The organism is Arthrobacter sp. UYCu712, from assembly GCF_040547005.1.
Lineage (GTDB): Bacteria > Actinomycetota > Actinomycetes > Actinomycetales > Micrococcaceae > Arthrobacter.
On the sequence record NZ_JBEPOZ010000027.1, the window covers coordinates 25,106 to 44,208 of the forward strand.

General features: G+C 64.2%; 18 protein-coding genes and 2 pseudogenes. 17 read left to right on the forward strand and 3 right to left on the reverse strand.

Annotation, left to right across the window (positions count from 1 at the left end; translation table 11 throughout):
• Window positions 1-34: 34 nt before the first annotated feature.
• The 6 genes from ABIB51_RS19760 (at window position 35) to fmdA (ending at window position 5,440) form a co-directional block, all read left to right on the forward strand.
• Window positions 35-247: a hypothetical protein gene (locus tag ABIB51_RS19760; protein ID WP_354191054.1), complete on the forward strand. Its 213-nt coding sequence runs from the start codon at window positions 35-37 to the stop codon at window positions 245-247.
• Between the two features lie 48 nt (window positions 248-295).
• Window positions 296-571, forward strand: a complete 276-nt coding sequence (locus tag ABIB51_RS19765) for a hypothetical protein (protein ID WP_354191055.1) — start codon at window positions 296-298, stop codon at window positions 569-571.
• Between the two features lie 59 nt (window positions 572-630).
• Window positions 631-2,946, forward strand: coding sequence for an FdhF/YdeP family oxidoreductase (locus ABIB51_RS19770; protein WP_354191056.1), 2,316 nt, complete (start codon window positions 631-633; stop codon window positions 2,944-2,946).
• 240 nt (window positions 2,947-3,186) lie between these two features.
• The gene (locus tag ABIB51_RS19775; protein WP_354191057.1) at window positions 3,187-3,825 is read left to right on the forward strand and encodes an AmiS/UreI family transporter; all 639 of its coding nucleotides are present in this window, start codon (window positions 3,187-3,189) and stop codon (window positions 3,823-3,825) included.
• Window positions 3,826-3,859: 34 nt separating this feature from the next.
• Window positions 3,860-4,147 (forward strand): FmdB family zinc ribbon protein, encoded by a 288-nt coding sequence (locus ABIB51_RS19780; RefSeq protein ID WP_354191058.1) that lies wholly within the window; start codon window positions 3,860-3,862, stop codon window positions 4,145-4,147.
• A gap of 36 nt (window positions 4,148-4,183) precedes the next feature.
• Window positions 4,184-5,440, forward strand: coding sequence for a formamidase (gene fmdA / locus ABIB51_RS19785; RefSeq protein WP_354191059.1), 1,257 nt, complete (start codon window positions 4,184-4,186; stop codon window positions 5,438-5,440).
• A 59-nt stretch (window positions 5,441-5,499) separates the two neighbouring features.
• On the opposite strand, the gene ABIB51_RS19790 is transcribed toward fmdA, so the two are convergent.
• From ABIB51_RS19790 to ABIB51_RS19800, 3 genes are all read right to left on the reverse strand, one after another.
• Window positions 5,500-6,117 (reverse strand): TetR/AcrR family transcriptional regulator, encoded by a 618-nt coding sequence (locus tag ABIB51_RS19790; RefSeq protein WP_354191060.1) that lies wholly within the window; start codon window positions 6,115-6,117, stop codon window positions 5,500-5,502.
• A gap of 73 nt (window positions 6,118-6,190) precedes the next feature.
• Window positions 6,191-6,895, reverse strand: a complete 705-nt coding sequence (locus ABIB51_RS19795) for a PAS and ANTAR domain-containing protein (RefSeq protein WP_354191062.1) — start codon at window positions 6,893-6,895, stop codon at window positions 6,191-6,193.
• A 52-nt stretch (window positions 6,896-6,947) separates the two neighbouring features.
• Window positions 6,948-7,301 carry a YegP family protein gene (locus ABIB51_RS19800; RefSeq protein ID WP_354191063.1) on the reverse strand — a complete coding sequence of 118 codons (354 nt, stop codon included), beginning with the start codon at window positions 7,299-7,301 and terminating at the stop codon, window positions 6,948-6,950.
• Between the two features lie 345 nt (window positions 7,302-7,646).
• Between ABIB51_RS19800 and ABIB51_RS19805 the strand changes: the two genes are divergently transcribed.
• From ABIB51_RS19805 to ABIB51_RS19855, 11 genes and pseudogenes are all read left to right on the forward strand, one after another.
• Entirely contained in the window at window positions 7,647-8,012 is a 366-nt protein-coding gene (locus ABIB51_RS19805) for an ArsR/SmtB family transcription factor (protein WP_354191064.1), read from the forward strand.
• 189 nt (window positions 8,013-8,201) lie between these two features.
• Window positions 8,202-8,441 carry a hypothetical protein gene (locus ABIB51_RS19810; RefSeq protein WP_354191065.1) on the forward strand — a complete coding sequence of 80 codons (240 nt, stop codon included), beginning with the start codon at window positions 8,202-8,204 and terminating at the stop codon, window positions 8,439-8,441.
• A gap of 626 nt (window positions 8,442-9,067) precedes the next feature.
• The gene (adhP, locus tag ABIB51_RS19815) at window positions 9,068-10,078 is read left to right on the forward strand and encodes an alcohol dehydrogenase AdhP (protein WP_354191089.1); all 1,011 of its coding nucleotides are present in this window, start codon (window positions 9,068-9,070) and stop codon (window positions 10,076-10,078) included.
• Window positions 10,079-10,237: 159 nt separating this feature from the next.
• Window positions 10,238-10,480 (forward strand): annotated as a pseudogene (locus ABIB51_RS19820) (iron chelate uptake ABC transporter family permease subunit); the annotation flags it as partial.
• Window positions 10,464-10,658: pseudogene (locus ABIB51_RS19825) on the forward strand (ATP-binding cassette domain-containing protein); the annotation flags it as partial. The pseudogenes ABIB51_RS19820 and ABIB51_RS19825, both read left to right, overlap by 17 nt.
• A gap of 478 nt (window positions 10,659-11,136) precedes the next feature.
• A complete protein-coding gene (locus ABIB51_RS19830; protein ID WP_354191066.1) occupies window positions 11,137-13,527 on the forward strand; it encodes an ATP-binding cassette domain-containing protein in 2,391 nt (796 codons plus the stop codon).
• A gap of 37 nt (window positions 13,528-13,564) precedes the next feature.
• The gene (locus tag ABIB51_RS19835; RefSeq protein ID WP_354191067.1) at window positions 13,565-14,209 is read left to right on the forward strand and encodes a DUF998 domain-containing protein; all 645 of its coding nucleotides are present in this window, start codon (window positions 13,565-13,567) and stop codon (window positions 14,207-14,209) included.
• A gap of 234 nt (window positions 14,210-14,443) precedes the next feature.
• A complete protein-coding gene (locus ABIB51_RS19840) occupies window positions 14,444-15,445 on the forward strand; it encodes an SIS domain-containing protein (protein WP_354191068.1) in 1,002 nt (333 codons plus the stop codon).
• 92 nt (window positions 15,446-15,537) lie between these two features.
• Window positions 15,538-16,419: a PfkB family carbohydrate kinase gene (locus ABIB51_RS19845; protein ID WP_354191069.1), complete on the forward strand. Its 882-nt coding sequence runs from the start codon at window positions 15,538-15,540 to the stop codon at window positions 16,417-16,419.
• Between the two features lie 63 nt (window positions 16,420-16,482).
• Complete coding sequence (locus ABIB51_RS19850; protein WP_354191070.1) at window positions 16,483-17,589, forward strand: LacI family DNA-binding transcriptional regulator; 1,107 nt, start codon at window positions 16,483-16,485, stop codon at window positions 17,587-17,589.
• A 186-nt stretch (window positions 17,590-17,775) separates the two neighbouring features.
• On the forward strand, window positions 17,776-19,098 hold the full coding sequence (locus ABIB51_RS19855; RefSeq protein WP_354191071.1) for an ABC transporter substrate-binding protein: 1,323 nt from the start codon (window positions 17,776-17,778) through the stop codon (window positions 19,096-19,098).
• The last annotated feature ends 5 nt before the right edge of the window (window positions 19,099-19,103 follow it).

A 19,103-nucleotide genomic window follows, 5' to 3' on the forward strand; every position in this document is an offset into this window, starting at 1 on the left:
AATCGGATCCACACCCCCCAGCGGGAGATGAGCGATGATACGTGGAATTGGCAGGCGCCAAACGGGCGGGCGCGGGATCGGTCTGATCGGGGCTGTGTACCTGGCCATCGGCGTAGTGGTGGCAGCCACCCACGGCTATTTCGTGGCGTGGAATGTCCCCGGCAACATCCTGGAAGGCCTGGCGGCCATCGTGCTGTGGCCCCTCGTGGCCATCTTCGGCGTCGATCTGCACACCCTGATCACCTAGGGCCCCGCATGGCACTAAAAAATGCTCGATCTTCGAAGGGCGAAAATTATGTCCGACTCCGATCTCTCGGCCCTACGGGAACAAGCGGCCCGCGGGAACTCCGATGCGGTCGGGCAGCTGATCGAACTTGCCGCGGAGCGGGAAGATTTCGATGAACTGCGTCGCCTCGCTGCCAGCGGCAGCAGGGATGCTGTGGACCAGCTCGTTGAACTCGCCGGCGAAAAGGGCGACCTGGATGAGCTCCGGCGTCTCGCGGCCGGCGGCAGCCGTGACGCGGCCGATGTCCTGGCCGAACTCGACGAGGAAGCTCCCCCACTTTTCTAGGATGGAAGCACCGGCTGTCAACGGCGACGGACTGATGTGACTGGACGGACGTGATCTCCATGGCCAGCAAGGCGCCACGGGAAGGCATTAACGAGGCTGGGCTCAAGGTAGGCAAACCGAAAACCAGCTCCGTAGGCGTGCCCGCCGTGGTCCATGCGCTGAAGATCGCCCAGGAGCAGATGGGCCCGGTCCGTGCCGCCAAAGCGCTGCTCGCCGTCAACCAGGTGGACGGCTTCGACTGCCCGGGCTGCGCCTTCCCGGAACCGGGGAAGCGAAGCCACGCAGAGTTCTGTGAAAACGGCGCCAAGGCGGTGGCCGAGGAGGCCACGCGGCGGCGGGTGGCGCCGTCCTTCTTTGCCGGGCATTCCGTCGCGGAGTTGCGGGAGAAGGATGATTTCTGGCTGGGCCAGCAGGGCCGCCTCACCCATGCCATGCTGCTCGACGACGGCGCGACCCACTACCGCCCGGTCAGCTGGGATGAAGCCTTCGGCGTCATCGAGGAGGAGCTGCGCGGTCTGGACAGCCCGGACGAGGCCATTTTCTACACTTCCGGCCGGACCTCGAACGAGGCAGCGTTTGCCTACCAGCTTTTCGTCCGGGGCCTCGGCACCAACAACCTGCCGGACTGTTCCAACATGTGCCACGAGTCCAGCGGCTACGCACTGACAGCAACCATCGGCATCGGCAAGGGCTCGGTCAGCCTGGAGGACCTCTACCACGCCGAGCTGATCCTGATCGCGGGACAAAACCCGGGCGGGAACCACCCGCGCATGCTCACCGCACTGGAGAAGGCCAAACAGAACGGCGCCGCCATTGTGGCGATCAACCCTTTGCCGGAAGCCGGCTGGCAGGAATTCCACAACCCGCAGACAGTGCATGGGCTTGCCGGCGGCGGCACCCAATTGGCCGATGGCTACCTGCCAATCCGCATCGGCGGGGACCAGGCGCTGTTCCAGGCACTGGGGAAGCTGCTGCTGGAAGCCGAGGAGGCCGCACCCGGAACCGTCTTCGACCGGGACTTCCTGGAGGCCCGCACAACGGGGCTGGACGCCTACCTGGACCACGTGCGCGCCCTGGACTGGGCGGAAGTATTCGCCGCCACCGGACTGGACCAGGCCCAGATCCGCGGTCTCGCCGCCCGGCTCCTGGCATCCAAGGCCACGATCGTCACGTGGGCGATGGGACTGACGCAGCACAAGCACGCGGTGGCCACGTTGAGGGACATCGTCAACGTGCTGCTGCTGCAGGGCAACATCGGCCGTCCCGGTGCCGGAGTGTGCCCCGTGCGCGGGCATTCGAACGTTCAGGGCGACCGCACCATGGGCATCTTCGAGCAGATGCCGGCATGGTTCCACGACGCCCTGGACGGGGAGTTCGGCTTCACCTCCCCCCGGGCACGCGGCTTCGACACCGTCGGCGCCATCAGGGCCATGCGGGATGGCCAGGCCAAAGTCTTTATGTGCATGGGCGGCAACTTCGTCCGGGCCACCCCGGACACCCGCGTCACCGAGGGGGCCATCGCCAGCACGCGGCTGACAGTGCAGGTCTCCACCAAGCTCAACAGGTCCCACATCATCACCGGCCGCCGGGCCCTGATCCTGCCCACGCTCGGGCGCACGGACCGGGACACCCGGGCCGGCGGGGACCAGCGCGTCACGGTGGAAGACTCCATGAGCACGGTCCACGCCTCTCGCGGCCGGCTGGAACCGCCGGACGAAACCCTGCTGTCCGAGGTCGCCATCGTCTGCCGGCTCGCCCGGCGCATGTTCGACGGCGGCAGCTCACCTTTCGGGGCTGCCGCGCCGCGGGCTGACTGGTCGGCCATGGAAGGGGACTATTCCTTGATCCGACGCCACATCGAGCATGTCATCCCCGGCTTTGACAACTATGAGGCCAGGATAGACCACCCCGGCGGGTTCGTGCTGCCGCACCCGCCACGGGACAGTCGAAGCTTCAAGACCGCCTCCGGCCGGGCAGTGTTCACCGCTAATGAACTGGAATATCCGAAGGTCCCGCCGGGGCGCCTGCTGCTGCAGACCATCCGCACCCACGACCAGTTCAACACCACCATCTACGGCAAAGACGACCGGTACCGCGGCATTTATCACGGCCGCCGCGTGGTGATGGTGAACCCGCAGGATCTGGCCGCGTTCGGCCTGCGCGAGGGGACGACGGTGAATCTCGTTTCAGAGTTCAGCGACGGCGTGGAACGCCGTGCGGAGAATTTCCGAGCCGTTGCCTACCCGACCCCGGTGGGTTGCGCGGCAGCCTACTATCCGGAGACAAACGTTCTGGTGCCGCTGGATTCGGTGGCGGATGTCAGCGGGACGCCGACGTCGAAGTCGGTTATTGTGCGGCTGGAAGCAGTCCTCTGACCACGCGGTGAACATCCGGTGGCCGCCGCCCATCGACCGGCGGACGGTGTCACGAGGGCATCGAAAAAGGGAAACAGAGCCGGATTGGGGAAGGGCCTAAAGCCCCTGCCCCTGTTCCTGGGCTCGGCCTACTGTGGCAGTACACTTTGCTCCCTCGGGTCTTTCTCTCGCGGTGCTTTCCCCGCAGAGAGTAGATGGACAAAGATCGGTAGTCGTTGAGTAATTCCTAATGGAGCCGTCATGGGCAGTGTTGGTTTGCTGTATGTAGGGGCTGTTCTCTTTATCAACGGGCTGATGCTGCTGGGAGTGATCCCTGGTAAATCGGCCGCCATTCTCAATTTCTTCGTCGGAGCGATGCAGGTCATCTTCCCGACGCTCATCATCCTTCAGGCCAATAACGACCCGTCGATCATCTTCGGCGCGGCCGGACTCTATCTCTTTGGCTTCACGTATCTGTACGTCGGAGTCCTGCAGATGACCGGCATCAGCGGCGAAGGCCTGGGCTGGTTTTCCATCTTCGTCGCTGCCTGCGCCTTGGTGATCGGGGTCCTGCAGTTCACGCTGGTCGGCGATCCGGTGTTCGGCGTCATCTGGTTCGTGTGGGCCGTGCTCTGGTTCCTGTTCTTCCTGGTCCTCGGACTGCACAAGGAGTCGCTGACGCGGATGACGGGCTGGTTCACGGTGTTCATCAGCCATCTGACGGGCACTATCCCCGCGTTCCTCCTGCTGCTCGGCCGCTACGAGACCAACAACGCCTATGCCGCCCTGGTCGCGGCGCTGGCTGTGGTCTCGCTGGCGGCCGCCTATTTCCTGGGCCGGAAGGCGATGCGAAGCAGTTCCCAGCCCGCCCAAGTCACGAACGTGACCCGGCCCGCCTGACTTTCCTGCACCGGACGCCGAGAGGAACAGATCCATGGCCACGTATGAGTACCGCTGCTCCGATGGATCGCTTTTCGAGGCGTCCCACCCCATCGGCAGCGCACCGGACACCCTGCCCTGCCCCTCCTGCGGTGGACCGTCCCGGCGGGTATTCAGCGCACCGCACCTTTCCAGGTCCGGTTCGCAGGCCTTCAGACTCATTGACTCCACCCAACGCAGTGCCGCCGAACCGGAGGTCGTGAACACTCGGATTCCGGGCCGCCCCAGGCGTGCGCAGCAATATTCATCCAACCCGTTACATCGGACCCTGCCGCGACCCTGACCGGTACAAGAGCGGCGCCCAGTCAAAGGAGATGAAATGCCAGCCAAGATATTTTCCCTGGATTCCAGCAAGAAGTTCGAGGATCAGGAAAAGATCGGGCACAACCGATGGCACCCCGAAATTCCGCCTGTTGCGACGGTCAAACCGGGAGATTCTTTTCGGGTGGACTGCCGGGAATGGTTTGACGGCGCGATCGTTAACGACGATTCCGCCGACGACATCCTCAACGCCCCGCTGCTGACCGTCCACAAACTCAGCGGCCCCTTCGCCGTCGAGGGCGCCAAGCCCGGCGACCTGCTGGTGGTCGACATCCTGGACGTCGGTCCCATCCCGCAGGAGGACTCCGGCCCACTTGCCGGACAGGGTTGGGGTTATACGGGCATCTTCGCCACCAGCAACGGCGGAGGCTTCCTCACCGAGCAGTTTCCGGACGCCTACAAAGCCATCTGGGACTTCACCGGCCAAATCGCGACCTCCCGGCACGTGCCGAGTGTTTCCTTCACCGGGCTTATCCACCCCGGGCTGATGGGCACCGCCCCCTCGGCCCAGCTGCTGGCGAAATGGAACAAGCGCGAAGGCGACCTGATTGCCACGAACCCGAACAGGGTCCCGCCCTTGGCCTTGCCGCCGGAGGCCGAATACGCGGTTCTGGGGCATCTGGCGCAGTCGGAGTTCGGCAGGGTGGCCGCGGAGGCGGCGAGGACCGCGCCTCCCCGGGAAAACGGCGGGAACCAGGACATCAAGAACATGTCCAAGGGCACGCGCATTTTCTACCCTGTGTTCGTGGACGGAGCCAATCTGTCCATGGGTGACCTGCACTTCTCACAAGGCGATGGAGAGATCACGTTCTGCGGCGCCATCGAGATGGGCGGTTTCCTGGACCTCAGGGTGGAGCTCATCAAGGGCGGCATGGAGACCTACGGAGTGAGCGAAAACGCCATTTTCATGCCAGGCAACGTCGACCCGCAGTTCAGTCAATGGCTGGCGTTCTCCGGCACCTCGGTGACCCTGGACGGTGAACAGCGCTACCTCGACTCGCACCTGTCGTATCAGCGGGCTTGTCTCCACGCCATCGACTACCTGAGCAAATTCGGTTACAGCAGGGAGCAGGCGTACGTCATTCTCGGTGCCGTACCGATCGAGGGGCGCCTCTCCGGCGTGGTGGACATCCCGAACTCCTGTTCCACGGTCTACATTCCGACAGCCGTCTTCGACTTCGATGTACGGCCCTCTGCTGCAGGGCCGCACCAGGTCGACCCGGGAATCGGAGTGCCGAGGGCAAGCAACAGGTAGGCCAACGCTGACCCCGGCCAAGGATTTGTCCTAGGCGACTTTCGCGGCCGGGGCCGGCGTCATAAGCTCCGGTGGTGTTCGATGAGCCAGCGGGCCATCTGCCGGGCACGCCTGGACGCCAGGGTGTCCCCTTCGGTGGCCGAGATGATGGAGCCCTTCATCAAGATGTGCCAGGACCGTGCGAATTCCTCGGGGCGGTCCAGGCCTGCTTCCTCGGCCAAGGCCTGGATATGTCCCCGGATCTTGCTGAGGTAGTCGATGCTCGCCTGGCCCAGCGGATGCCCGGGACCCATCTCCAGCAGGACGTTGATGAACGTGCACGCCTCGAAGTCCGTACGCTTGAACCAGTCCCCGAACACGTCAAAGACGGCGAGTAGCTGTTCTTCGGCGGTGTTGCCGCGCCGTCTGGCCTCCGCGACGATCAGGTCTGCAGTCCACACCTGGTCTCGGAGCTCAAGGAAGGCAAGCACAAGGTCGTTCTTGCCCGGAAAATGCCGGTAGAAGGTTGCCTTGGAGACCCCCGAGCTGCTGATCAGCTCGTTGACCCCGACTCCGCGGATGCCGCGTCGGGAGAACAACTCATAGGCCGCGGCAAGGATACGGTCCACCGGATCATCGCGGCCGGCCATGGCATTGGCGGGCAACAGAGTGGGACCGGCGGCTTCGTGGGCAGTCATTGTGGATCTAATTTTACACCGGAGATATGGAGACAGACTTGTCTGTCCCTGTGCACCGATCTCCCGGGATTTTTCAGGCTGGCGGCCCCGGCTGGCCAGAGTGAAGAGCGTGTTCCCCGTCCTGACGTGCCGCGAAGCGGCGTTCCAGGGCGTGGACGAGGCTGCGGAGCGTGGCGGCCTCGTGCGTGTTGTTGGCCAGCCGGACGATTGCCGCCGCGGCGTGGGCGATTTTGATGTTGTGGTGCTGGCTGTAGGCGGACAGCAGATCAAAGGCGGACTCCGAGCCGATGTGGAGGATTCCCATCAGGATGCCCTTGGCCTGCTCGATGAGGCCCCGCGTGCCGACGGCTCCGGCGACGGCGTCGCGGGAGGACCGGTCAGTCTCCAGCTGGAGCGTCCTGGTCAGATCCATGATGGATCCGTCGACGAAAAGCGGCTTCCCGTCAGCTTCCGGCAGCCCCTGCCCCGAGATCAGAACACGACGTTCCCGTCTGCGTGCGTCGACGAGACGGTGGTAGCTGGCAAGAAACCCTCCAACGCGGCATACCTCATCGAAGATTTCCCGGCACCGCAACCTGTCGTCAGGATGCTGATGCGACGTCATGAGTCCGACCGTGGGCACGACCTCCCCTCGGTGATACCCGTGGATGAGGTAGATCTCCTCGGACCACTGCAGTTCCCCGGACGTCACATCGTAGCGAAAGGTCCCTGCGAGGCAGCCCTCGGCGGCCAGGGCGCTGGAGTAGGTCAGCAGCCTCTTCGATGGCGTCAGGGACATGGCCGGCCTCCCGGCCTGGCCGCGCGCCCGGCGTCCCGGAGCGCGGCGGGAATCAGCACGTGCCGAACCCCGCCGGAGCAGTCCGCGCCTCAAGGGCCTGCCGCCACCGCACGATCATCTGCTGATTCCGGGTGACGGCCCGGCCGCCAAGGAAACGCGCGGCTGACGGGATACGGATGCGGGGCGGCCGGACTGCCAAGGACTGGCGTACGTCGACGTCATGCGGGATCCCGATTTCGGTCACAAGCCCCATGCCTGCGTACTCGCGGACTGCGGCGATTCCGGCTACTGCCGACGGCTTGTCGGGGAAGGACCTGGAGAGGGCCATCACCGTCCCGTCCGGGGCAGTCAGCCGGAATCGATAGGAAGCGTCGGAATCGGTAAACAGTTCGAACATGCCGGTCATTGAACCCTCCTGGGAGCCGGGACCCTGCTGTTACCGGTGACGCCCTTGTCAACGGGAACAGACCGGATCCACCGATAGAATGCCAGCCCCTCGCCGGAGGCCGAGTCGAATTGATGAATTCATGAAAGTCTGAACCACTGTTCTGTTCCGCGCAAGGGGTGGCCGCGGACGCGCCCTTTGGCGGCGACACCGCGGCAGTCCGGCGCTACGATATACGTGCGGGTGGAGCTATCGCGACGACTGAGAGACAGACTTTTCTGTCTCGCTCGTGCTAGTTTCTCTCACAGGGTTTCTGCGCAGACGCACGGCTCAGAGTGCATTTGGAAGTGAAGGAGGGAGGTCTTTATGCCGGATGGTATGTCCGCGGGTCCGGTGCTGACCGACGTAAAGGCCGAACTCTTCAAATCCATTGGCCACCCTGCACGGATCCAACTTCTGGAGATGCTCGCTGATGGGCCCGTTGCTGTCAGCCGGTTGCGCGACAACACGGGCCTGGAGCCGTCAAATCTCTCCCAGCACCTGGGGGTACTGCGCCGCCAACGCTTGATTCTCCCCTTACGACGCGATGGACGGCTGTTCTACGAACTTGCCAGCCCTGAAGTGAACGTGCTGCTCGAGGCCGCCCGATCCCTGCTCAGCAGACTCCTTCACACCTCTCATATGACCCTGAGTGCCCTGGACGAAGCCCCGCAGGAAGAGGCAACCCGCTAAGCGCCCCGGCCGAAGCCCGTCCGTGCGGACCGAGCCGGACCGATTACTCGAAGAAACATACGAACAGTGGCGAGACAGACTAGTCTGTCCTGCGATATTCTGTGACGAATGGATGCGACGCTTCACGGAACATGAACGCGCTGCCCGGCCTAACTGCAATGACGCAGAGAATGGACTGGAGGACGACCGGTGGACGATGACGAAATCCTGGCAATACAAGCGGCCGCGGCACAACTCGAATCCTTGAGCCCCTGCGGGGAGAACGCGGCGGCCAACCTTCAATCCGCCGTGGTCGCAGCCGTCGCCCACGGCAAATCCATCAGGGACGTAGCCGCGGCAGCACACCTGACTGCGCTGGAGGTACTGGACGCGGCTGACGCAGCCACCTACGCAGGGCCCGCTTCGCCAGCAAACGAGATGGCGCATTAAATACGGCCCCGAGCCAGGCACGCGATGCTGCATGGTTCGGGGCCGTCCCTACGGGGCGACACGCCTTGCGGCGCGTTCAAGCGGCAGGTGCGCTCCTCTCCATCGTCTGTCCGTACGGTACTTCGGCGCTGACGGCGGCGGTATACGGCGCGTGTCCATGGCGTGTCACGAGAATGCCGTGCCTGCCCTCCTTCAAGGCGTGCTCCAGTGCCGCGTCCACCGCGGCGTTCAGGTTCTGTTCAAGGAGCTGTGGCTCGTCGGCCTCTGACAGCGGGACCGGCTTGTCTGTCTCTATTAACGGTGATTTGCTGCGGGAGCGTCCGTAATCGGGGCGCTGTACACACCCTCGCATGTGAGTCATGTCACGCGACTGCAACCTCACCGCAACCCTCCCGTCCTTAGGCTCAAGACGGTCGGGGTCACCCCTTTACGACAGCGACACGGCCTGGAAAGCTGACGGGTTATCCATCCCGCAATGCATCCGCGGGTCTCCACCGCCTACCCGGCCGGTGAGACATCCTGCGGCCAACTTTTCCCAGTACCCGGTGTTCACCCGACCCACGATGCCTAATCACCCCCAGAACCAGCACGCCCACTACGACGAAGGAATATCGACAATGACGACGATGAGAGCAGCTGTAGTTACCGAATTCGGCAAGGATCTCCAGATCCAGAACCTTCCCGTCCCCACGCCGGGACGCGGTGAGGCGCTGGTCAAGGTCCTCACCACCGGGGTCTGCCACACCGACCTGCACGCCGCCGAGGGAGACTGGCCGGTGAAACCGTCGCCGCCGTTCATTCCCGGCCACGAAGGCGTCGGCGAGGTGGTCGCCCTCGGAGCGGGCGTCACCGACCTGGCCGTCGGCGATCTCGTCGGCAACGCCTGGCTCTGGTCCGCCTGCGGCGACTGCCAGTACTGCCGGACCGGCTGGGAAACCCTCTGCGAGGCCCAGCAGAACGCCGGCTACAGCGTGGACGGCTCCTTCGGGGAGTACATGCTGGTCGACAGCCGCTTTGCCGCCCGCATTCCGGCCGGATCGGACCCGGTGGAAATCGCGCCCGTGCTCTGCGCCGGCGTGACCGTCTACAAGGGCCTGAAGATGACCGAGGCCAAACCGGGCCAGTGGGTCACCATCTCCGGCATCGGCGGACTCGGGCACATTGCCGTCCAGTACGCCGTCGCGATGGGCCTGCGGGTCGCCGCCGTGGACATCGCCGACGACAAGCTGGCCCTGGCCAAGAAGCACGGCGCCGAACTGACGGTCAACGCCCTGCACGAAGACCCCGCCGAAGTCATCCAGCGAGAAACCGGAGGATGCCATGGAGTCCTGGTCACGGCAGTGCACCCGTCAGCATTCGGCCAGGCCATCGGCATGGCCCGGCGCGGCGGCACCATTGTTTTCAACGGCTTGCCGCCGGGGGACTTCCCCGCGCCGATCTTCGAGATTGTGCTCAAGGGCCTGACCGTCCGCGGCTCCATCGTCGGAACCCGGCAGGACCTGGAGGAGGCCCTGGACTTCTACGCGCAGGGCAAGATCCACCCCACCGTCTCCACCCGGGAACTCTCCGAAGTAAATGCCGTCCTCGACGAAATGAAGCACGCCAAGATCGACGGCCGCGTCGTCATCAAGTACTGAGGAGTCGCTGTCGGGTGACTGGCTGTCTCCCGCTAACGACGACGACGGCGCCCGCCACCTTGGGAGGTGGCGGGCGCCGTCGTTCCTGCTTGTGACTAGCTGGGGACCAATACGTCCCGCAGGTCCTTGAGGATCAGCTGCGCGCCAGTCGGGCCGAGGGTTGCGCCCTTCATGGCCGCAGGGCTGGTGGTGGCCCTTTTGACGATCCGCGGCTTGAACGCCGTCGCGCTCGGCGAAGACCTGGCCACGGCGCTGGGCAGCAGCGTCAACCGCACTCGGATCCTGGGCGTTGTGGCCATCACGCTGCTCAGCGGTTCGGCACCGGCCGCGGCCGGTGCCATAGGTTTTGTCGGGCTGATGGTTCCCCACGTGGCCCGCTGGATTGTTGGCCCGCACCACCGCCACCACGCTCGGGCTGTCCACGGAAGCCCTTACCGTCGGGTACGAGCAGCGGATCAGTTCCGAAAACCTGAACGTACGCATCCCCGACGGGTCCTTCACCGTGATCGTGGGCCCGGACGCCGGTGGCAAATCCACCCTGCTGCGGGCGATGGCCAGGCTGATCAAGCCTCGCTCCGGCCCCTGTCCCGGCAACCGCCGCAACTGCTCAATCGCTGATCGCGACGATGTCTTTCAGCCAGGTGATGGCGGCGTCCTTGGAAACAAAGAACTCGTGCGGGTAGCTGGTCTCCCGGCTCGTGGCCGAAGCGATGACCCGGTCGACTGCGCTGGATCTTCCCGTCAGCGGCGTCGATTCGTCCCGGCATCATGCCGTTGATCCTAGGCCTGAACTGGGACGATGCCCGGTAGCTCGCTCCCGGCGTGGCCCGCAACACGCCGTCGGACGTTTCGGCATCCACCCCGGAAGGGGGCCGGGCCGGCTGTCGATTCCGCGCCCCGCGGCTAGTCTTAACCCGATCGCGCACACCGGGTCGATGTGACCCACGATCTCAGGAGCGATCAGGACCGGGTTCCGTACCGCTCGAAGCTGGTTATATAGAGCCAGACGACGCCGGCGGAGACCGCGCAGGCGGCCCCGCTTAACAGATGGAGACACGATGAGCATGGCCACGAGGACGGACACGGAGTCGCCCGCGCTGCACGTAGCGGACAGCCACGAGCTGATACGGGTGCAGGGCGCGCGCGAGAACAACCTCAAGGACATCACCATCGAGATCCCGAAGCGCCGCCTGACGGTGTTCACGGGCGTCTCCGGCTCGGGCAAGAGCTCGCTGGTGTTCGCCACGATCGCCGCTGAGTCGCAGCGGATGATCAACGAGACCTACAGCGCCTTTGTGCAGGGATTCATGCCGAACCTGTCGCGGCCCGACGTGGACCACCTCGAGGGTCTGACGACGGCGATCATCGTCGACCAGGAGCGGATGGGCGCGAACCCCCGCTCCACGGTGGGCACTGCCACCGACGCCAACGCCATGCTCCGGATCCTCTTCAGCCGGCTGGGATCGCCGCATGTGGGCCCCCCGACGGCGTTCTCCTTCAACGTCCCCACGCGGAAGGCAAGCGGGGTGATGAGCACCGAGAAGGGCGGCAGGGTCGAGAAGAGCGTGGTGCAGAACGCGGTCTACCTGGGCGGCATGTGTCCGCGCTGCGAGGGCATGGGCTCGGTCTCCGACTTCGACCTCACGGCGCTCTACGACGACAGCAAGTCGCTTGCCGGCGGTGCCCTGACGATCCCCGGCTACAGCATGGACGGCTGGTACGGCCGCATCTTCAGCGGCGCCGGCTTCGATATGGACAAGCCGATCGCGAAGTTCACAAAACGGGAAATGCACGACCTGCTGTACAAGGAACCGACCAAAATCAAGGTCGAGGGCATCAACCTGACGTACGAGGGGCTGATCCCCAAGATCCAGAAGTCGATGCTCTCCAAGGACGTGGACGCGATGCAGCCTCACGTCCGGGCCTTCGTGGAGCGCGCCATCACGTTCCAGTCCTGCCCCGAGTGCGACGGCACGCGGCTCAGCCCGGAGGCCAGGTCCTCGAAGATCCGGGGCAAGAACATCGCCGACCTGTGCGAGATGCAGATCAGCGACCTCGCCGGCTGGGTCCGCGAGCTCGAAGAGCCCTCGGTCGCGCCGCTCCTCAATGGATTGCAGCACCTGCTCGACTCGTTCGCCGAAATCGGGCTGGGTTACCTCTCGCTGGACCGGCCGGCGGGCACCTTGTCCGGTGGCGAGGCGCAGCGCACCAAGATGATCCGGCACCTGGGCTCGTCCCTCACGGACATCACCTACGTCTTTGACGAGCCGACGATCGGCCTGCACCCGCATGACATCGAGCGGATGAACCGACTGCTGCTCCAGCTGCGCGACAAGGGAAACACCGTGCTCGTCGTCGAGCACAAGCCGGAGACCATTGCCATCGCCGACCACGTTGTTGACCTCGGCCCCGGCGCGGGCACCGAAGGCGGCAGGGTCTGCTTCGAGGGAAGCGTGGAGGGCCTGCGGCACAGTGACACCATCACCGGCCGCCACCTCGACGACCGGGCCGCCGTCAAGGAATCGGTGCGTAAGCTGTCCGGCACGCTCGAGGTGCGTGGCGCCTCGACGCACAACCTCAAGGCGGTCGACGTCGACGTTCCCCTCGGCGTGCTTTGCGTCGTCACGGGTGTCGCGGGTTCGGGCAAGAGCTCGCTGATCCACGGCTCGGTGGCCGGCCGCGACGGTGTTGTGGTGGTCGACCAGGGTGCCATCAAGGGGTCGCGGCGCAGCAACCCCGCGACGTACACGGGCCTGCTCGAGCCGATCCGCAAGGCGTTTGCAAAGGCCAACGGCGTGAAGCCTGCGCTCTTCAGCTCCAACTCCGAAGGCGCCTGCCCCACGTGCAACGGCGCGGGCGTCATCTTCACCGAACTGGGTGTGATGGCGACCGTCGAGTCCACGTGCGAGGACTGCGAGGGCAGGAGGTTCCAGGCCTCCGTCCTGGAATACAAGCTGGGCGGCCGCAACATCGCCGAGGTGCTGGCAATGTCGATGACCGAGGCCGAGGTGTTCTTTGGCGAAGGGGAGGCCAAAACGCCGGCAGCCCACAAGGTCCTCGGCCGGCTCGTGGACGTCGGGCTCGGCTACCTCACCCTCGGCCAGCCGCTCACCACACTGTCCGGCGGCGAGCGGCAGCGCGTCAAACTGGCCACCCAGATGGCCGAGAAGGGTGACGTCTACGTCCTCGACGAGCCCACCACCGGCCTGCACCTCGCCGACGTCCAGAATCTGCTGGGCCTCCTCGACCGCCTTGTGGAGTCCGGCAAATCAGTCATCGTCATCGAGCACCACCAGGCCGTCATGGCGCACGCGGACTGGATCATCGACCTCGGCCCCGGCGCCGGCCACGACGGCGGCCGGCTCGTCTTCGAAGGCACACCCGCCGACCTCGTCGCCGCCCGCTCCACCCTCACCGGCGAGCACCTCGCGGCGTACGTCGGCAGCTGACCGGGCACGAGCGGGCTCCGGGACTAGGCTTCACCTTGTGATCTCAAGCCCTGTTCCCGGCCGGACGGCCACCAGTCGACGGCGCGTCGAGCTGGCCGGTACCGCGGGCATGATCGGGGCAGCCCTGTTCGTGTCCGTCTTCAGCGTGGCCGGGTGGCTGGAACCCGGCTACTCGCCGAACAGTATGTTCGTCAGCGAACTCTCCCTGGGACCTCACGGCTGGGTCCAAATGCTCAACTTTGTGCTGACCGGCGCCCTGATGCTGGTATTCGGCCGCGGCCTCGCCACCCACTTCAGCACCGGCACGGCCTCCAGGGCAGGGCCGTTGCTGGTGCAGGGCATCGGAGTCAGCCTGATGGCGTCCGGACCGTTCACCCCCGACCCGTCGTCGATGTTCGACCAGACCAGTACACACGGGATGGTGCATGGCACCTTCGGCGCCCTCGTCTTCACGTTCGCACCGCTGAGCTGCTTCATCTTCTACCGGCGCTTCCGCAGCGACCCGGACTGGCGCCCCCTGGCGGGGTGGACCCTGGCAGCGGGGGTTGTTCTCACCCTCGGGATCGTTGTGCTCAAGGTCAGCCAGCAGCCCGGCAGCGGACTGTTCGAGTTCAAGGGCCTGGTTCAACGCGTCATCCTGGTGACGTTCATGGCCTGGGTCTTCGCGGTCGCATCCCGCTAATTCACAAGCCATCCCATTGACCAGGACGCGTTGGAGCGGCGCCGGCGGCACGCAGACGGCTGCGGCGATCCGAAGTTTGTCCGGGTACCCACCTTGCTAACTCGACGTCCATCCCTTTGGGGATCCCAGTTGGCCCTATTGACGCGCAGCGCCTCCTATGACACGATATGGGCAGCTGTGATACCGGTATCATTATGTATCAGTACCAGCTCTCCACCGACGAAAGGACCACTCGTGCTGGGCTTTAATGAAGAGAAATTCCTACTCCAGACCCGCAGTGCCCTCGCACTGCAGGGCGAGGTCGAACAGCTTGTGGACTCGCTGCAGGAACGCAACTTCGAGAATGTGTTCCTGATCGGTGCCGGTGGTACTTACGCGGCAATGCTCCCTTACGAGCACTTCATCCGCTCGCGCTCGACATTGCCCGTTCGCGCCTCCATCGGCAAAGAACTCATGCTGACTGCTGATCCCGCTTTCGGCCCCGGTTCCGTAGCCATTTTTGCGTCCGTTTCCGGGACAACCGAGGACATCATCGAGGCCATCGAGTTCGCCAAGGCTAAAGGCGCCTATACGGTAGGCTTTACGGGCTTTGGTGACAGCCCCTTTGCCAAGGCACTGGACGTCGTCATGGTCACCGAACCCAAGACCTGGCCGTTCGACATCCCCTTACTGCTCCTAAGCACGCGCCTGCTTGCTGTGCGCGGCGAGTTTGAAGGGTATGAAGAGTTTGCGGCGGAGTTGCAGACCATCCCCGAAACCCTCGTTAGCGTGGCCCGCCAAGCCGAGCCGGCAGCGGAAGCTTTCGCTGAAAAAAACAAGGACGTTGACTACCACTTCCTCGTCGGCGCCGGGAACCTTTGGGGCTTCACCTACCTGTACTCCATGTGCATCCTCGAAGAGATGCAGTGGCTCCGGACCACGCGCGTCCACGGCGCCGAATTTTTCCACGGCTCCCTGGAACTCATCGAGGAAGACACGAGCCTCATGCTCTTCCTCAGCGAGGACGAAAGCCGGCCACTCATGGAGCGTGTGGTCAAGTTTGCAGAAAACTACAACAAGAACACCACCCTGTTCGACACCAAGGATTACGAACTGGCCGGGGTCAGCCCCCGATTCCGTGGCCTGTTGGCCCCCCTGGTCATGGACACCGTGGTTGACCGGATCAGCAAGCACCTCGAGCGGGCCCGCAACCACTCGCTGGACCTGCGCCGGTACTACCGCGTCGTTGAATACTGACAGAGACCGTTCGCCACACCCCGCCTCCGGGCATGGCACCCAGCACTGCGGGCCCGGTCGCCCCGGGCCCGCAGCGTCGAGACAGGAAGAGCATGAAAGTAATCGGCTTCGGGGACAACATAGTGGACCGCTTTTTAGACCGCAAAGTGATCTACCCCGGGGGGAACTGCGTCAACTTCGCAGTGTTGGCGCGCAGCCTGGGCGTGGACTCCGCCTACATCGGCGTCTTCGGCAACGACTGGCTGGGGGACTTTGTCCGCTCCGCCATACAGGAGGAGGGAGTGGATATCAGCCGCTGCGTCATCCGGGAAGGCCCTAACGGCGTGACCGAGATCAAGGTGGTCGACGGCGACCGGATATTTCTGGGCTGGAACAACGGAGGCGTCACCATGAGTCATCCGTTTGTGCTGGAACCGGAGCACCTCGCCTACCTGGCTACGGCGGACCTCGTCCATTCCAGCGTCTATTCGGCGTCAGAACCGCAGCTTCCCGCCCTGCGGACCGCCGGCACGCTCGTCAGCTTTGACTACTCCTCGGAACCGGAACGGCGAACGGACCACTATTTACGGCGGACAGCGCCTTTTATCGACCTGGCCCTGCTCTCGCTGGGGGGTCACACCCCCCAGGCCGCGAAACATGAGTTGCGGCGGGTGGTTGCGGCAGGCGCTTCCCTCGCGGTGGGTACCAGGGGAGCAGACGGGGCCATGCTCTTCGATGGAAACGACTTCCTCAGCCAAGAGGCCGCTCCCACGGACGCCCGGCGGTTCGCTGACACCATGGGCTGCGGTGATGCCTTCTTGACGGGGCTGGTCGTGAGCCTCCTCAAAGCAGGCTGGACGAGGCACTCCCGGCCATCCTCCGGCAGTCTTCGGGAGGCGCTGGCCTTTGCAGCAGGCACTGCTGCGGAGCAGTGCTATGTCGAGGGCGCCTTCGGATACGGACGGCCGGTCGCTGCTGTACCAACTAGGATCTGATGCAGGAACAACCACATGAGCCGGGACGCCGTTGCAGATCCCGTGACCTAGAAGGAGACTTGGATGTCGTCGGACCACCAGCACCATGAGGCTGCCCCGACCATCACAGACGTTGCCGCTGCTGCAGGCGTGGGCAGGGCGACCGTGGCCCGCACCCTTGGGAATTATGGCTCGGTTAGTGATGCGACCCGCGCCAAGGTGATGCTCGCCGCGGAGCGATTGGGCTACAAACCCAACACCTTGGCGCGGAGCATGACGACGGGTATCACCAAGACACTCGGAATCGTCCTGGCCGACGTCGCCAACCCGTTCTTTTCCGGCGTCCTCAAAGGCATCTCAGAAACGGCAAAGCTGGCCGGCTACGATGCCATCATCCTGAGCACTGACGAGAAACTGCAGCTGGAGCGGGACGCCATCGGCGTCCTGCTTGCCAAACAAGTCGACGGCCTGGTGGTGGCTTCGGCGGCGGGTCGGAATGACGACGTCTCACACCTTTCCGACGCCATGGAGCGTGGAATTCCGGTAGTCCTGATTGACCGCCTGGTGGATACCCTCAATACCGATTCCGTGGTGATCGACAACCGCGAGGCAGCCCGAACCGCCGTCGGTTCCCTCATCCAGAACGGCCACCGGAGAATTGCCTTTGCCTGGGGGCCGGTGACCCTTAGTCCGGCAACCGATCTTGAGCAGATGCAGCGGATCCTCGATGAGGCGCTTTGGAGCGACGGCGAACGCCTGCGCGGCTACCTCGACGCCCTGGAAGATGCCGGAATACCTTTCGACACCGCCCTGGTAACCCACGTCCTGAAAAATGAGGGACAAGCTACTCGTGCCGTCAGCGGCATGCTGGCGCTGGCTGATCCACCCACCGCGATCTTTACTACCGAGACCGAGGCGACCGTGGGCGCGCTACACGCACTGCGGGCGCGCAATCTGCGTCTTTTGAAGGACGTATCCCTGATCGGCTTTGATGACAGCCCGTGGGCTGCGGTGATGGAGCCACCGCTCACCATGATCCGGCAGCCTATGCGCGAGTTGGGGTCGGTGGCGGCCCAGCAGCTCATAGCCCGCATCAACGGGGATGCCTCTGCCCCGGCGAGGCATGTTTTGCCCTCCACCCTGATCGTGCGATCTTCGGACGGGCCAGTGCCGGCTGTACTGGGCAATTAGAAACCACCCCGAATTTCCTGCTTCCCCTCTTCCCCAACCGCTCAAAGCATGATTCACTGTGGTACCGGTATCACCAGTTCCAACATTCCTGTAATGGAGGCTGGCGCCTTACCCAATGGAGGGTAAAGACGCCGCTCCAAATCGTGAAGCCTCGGCTGATCGGCCACCGAGCGAAAGTAGAAAACGATGCGCAAAAGCACCCAGTTGATGACGGCAATAGTGGCGGGCGCAGCCCTGGCCCTGGCAGGCTGCGCGGACGGCGGAAGTCAGACCGCCGCGCCCATTGACCTCACCAAGGAACCTGCGTACTCGGGAAAGCTGAGCATCCTGACGAAGTTTGGCGGCGACCCGCTGGAGCCATACTTCAAGGATCTGGCCGCCGAGTATCAGAAGATGCACCCGGATGTTTCCTTCGAGCTTATTCAAGAGACGGATCAGAGCATCAAGGACAAGACAAAAACGCTCACCGCCTCCCAGGCCCTGCCGGATGTTTACTTCACGTGGGCAGGTAACTGGGCCAACAACTTCATCGACGGCGGGCTGGCTGCCGACCTCACCCCCGCCATTGCGCCCGGCACCGAGTGGGGAGACAAATTCGGGGGATCGGCACTCAAGGCCTTTGAAAAAGACGGCAAGTACTTTGCCGTCCCGCTGTACAACAACGGCAAATTCATGGGATACAACCAAAGGATCTTCAAGGAACTGGGACTCACCCCGCCGTCGAGCTTCGAGGAGCTAATTTCCTCCTGCTCGGTGCTCAAGGGTGCCGGATACGAGCCCATCTCTTTCGGGAACAAAGACGGTTGGCCGGCGCTGCATTACCTGCAGCAGCTGTTCGCCTACGAAGTACCGGCCGACGTGCTGAACGCGGACTTCGACCCGGCGTCCGCGAAACTGGACGACAAGGGCTACCTTCAGGCCATGGAGCAGTTCAGCACCTTGGCCAACGAATGCACGGGCAGCGGCAAGGATTCCAACGGAGTTCTGTACACCACGGCGCAGCAGGCGCTGGCCGAGGGCAAGGCCGGAATGTACTACCAGGAAATCCTCGAGTTCGACACCACGGCATCCGACGACTCCCTCCTGAAAAAGGACGGCCTCGGGATCTTCCGGCTGCCGGCCGCGGTCGACGCAAAGGGTGACATCAACGCCATCGAAGGATCTCCCGAGGGATACATCATCAATGCCAAGTCCAAAAACGCCGCCCTCGCTGCAGACTTCATGAAGTTTGCGACGAGCACCCAGAACGCCGCGAAACTCTCGGCCCCGCCGTACGGCCAGCCCAGTTCAGTCAAGGGCGCGGTTTCGGAAGAAAACTCCACGGCACCGGTAGTCGAGGGCATCAAACAGGTGAACGCGGCGACGAACGCCATCATCTGGCTCGACTCGGTGACGGTCCCCGCAGTCGCCGATGCCTGGCTGGCCGGCGGGGAAGCCCTGATCACCGGAACGCAAAGCCCCGAACAGGTGCTGGCATCCGTGCGATCCGCTTCCAGCGCGGCCAAGTAGCAGGC